The sequence below is a fragment of the Pseudomonas fluorescens genome (genome assembly GCF_902497995.1).
Classification (GTDB): Bacteria; Pseudomonadota; Gammaproteobacteria; order Pseudomonadales; family Pseudomonadaceae; genus Aquipseudomonas; species Aquipseudomonas fluorescens_BK.
In genome coordinates this window covers 1-1,372 of record NZ_CABVII010000055.1, presented here as the reverse complement: position 1 = coordinate 1,372, position 1,372 = coordinate 1, and the positions used below count along the sequence as shown (strand labels likewise).

Annotated in this window: 1 protein-coding gene; it reads right to left on the bottom strand. The window is 54.7% G+C overall.

Annotation, left to right across the window (positions count from 1 at the left end; translation table 11 throughout):
* Positions 1 to 264 precede the first annotated feature (264 nt).
* Positions 265 to 1,290, bottom strand: a complete 1,026-nt coding sequence (locus F8N80_RS30860) for an IS110 family transposase (protein ID WP_150744527.1) — start codon at positions 1,288 to 1,290, stop codon at positions 265 to 267.
* Positions 1,291 to 1,372 lie beyond the last annotated feature (82 nt).

Here is a 1,372-nt window from a genome sequence, read left to right as displayed (position 1 = left end):
ACAAAAATCTATGGTCACCCCCATTTTTGCAATACTGATTAACGGGTGGTGTGGTTGGCTTGCTTAAATCTATCCGGCGTCTGTTTGGGGCATGCCCCAGCGCCACGATGAGAGTCGCGCCTGACGGTCCTTAAAAACCCGTCGGCTTCTGAAGCCGATTTTTGTGTCAGGATCTTCGCCAGGCCGGTGGGCCGTTCACGTCATCTGTTGTTCAGCTATCGCAAAACCTGAAGGGTGATTCGTGGTACTGCAACAACCGCAGGGTCAGGCGTTCAAGGCGTCTGGCCCTGCTTCATATTGCGTATGGTGAGCGGCTATTCCCCATGCGATACGCGCCAGTTTGTTGGCCAAGGCACAGGCCACTACATTCGAGTGTCGTCGACTGAGCAAGGAGCGCACCCAGTTGGCCAAGGCCCCTTTCTGGTGTTCCAGATTCTGCATATAGACCCTGGAACATTGCACCAACAGTTGCCGCAGGTGTTTGTCACCGCGCTTGCTGATCCCCAACAAATTGGCTTTACCGCCCGTGCTGTACTGTCTGGGCACGAGACCCACAGAGGCGGCAAAGTCCCGGCTGCATCGGTATTGCTTGCCATCGCCCATCTCCACAGCCAGCAGGCTGGCGGTGATCGGCCCGACACACGGCATGCTCAACAAACGACTACCCAGATCATCGTCGGCCAGTTGGCCCGCCAGCTCTTTATCCAGCGTCTTGATTTGCTCATCCAGATAGACGAAGTGATCGTGCAGGCGTTGCAGCAACACGGTCAGGCGAACGGGAAACTCGTGCTCGGCCAAAACAACCGCTAAACGCTTCATGATGGCCAAACCTTTGGGCAGGCTGACTCCAAACTCCAGTAGAAAACCGTGCATCTGATTAGCCGTTTTAGTGCGGTCATGCACCAACGATTCGCGCATCCGGTGCAGCACGGATAGAGTTTGCTGGGATTCAGTTTTAGGTGTAACGAAGCGCATAGATGGGCGGGAAGCAGCTTCACAGATCGCTTCAGCATCGACGAAATCATTTTTGTTGCCCTTGACGAAGGGCTTAACGAATTGAGGGGAGATCAGCTTGGCGGTATGCCCAATTGCCGCCAACTGACGAGCTACAAAGTGCGACCCGGCACAGGCTTCCATCACCACAACACAGCTCGGCAAATTGCCGAAAAACTGCATCATTTGCGTTCGTGAGAGCTTTTTGCGAAGCACCTCGCGGCCCGACGCATCTTGGCCATGAAGGTGGAAGTTGTGTTTGCCGAGATCGATACCGATTAATGCTGACTCGCTCATGATGATGGCCTCCGAAAACAAAACACCCTGCGAAAGCGTAGCCCTCGCAGGGTGTTGGGGGTGACCATCTCATTAACCCGCC

Bases quoted from the DNA above. Each gene is read 5' to 3' on its own strand.
- F8N80_RS30860 (WP_150744527.1), bottom strand. From the start codon at position 1,290: ATGAGCGAGTCAGCATTAATCGGTATCGATCTCGGCAAACACAACTTC.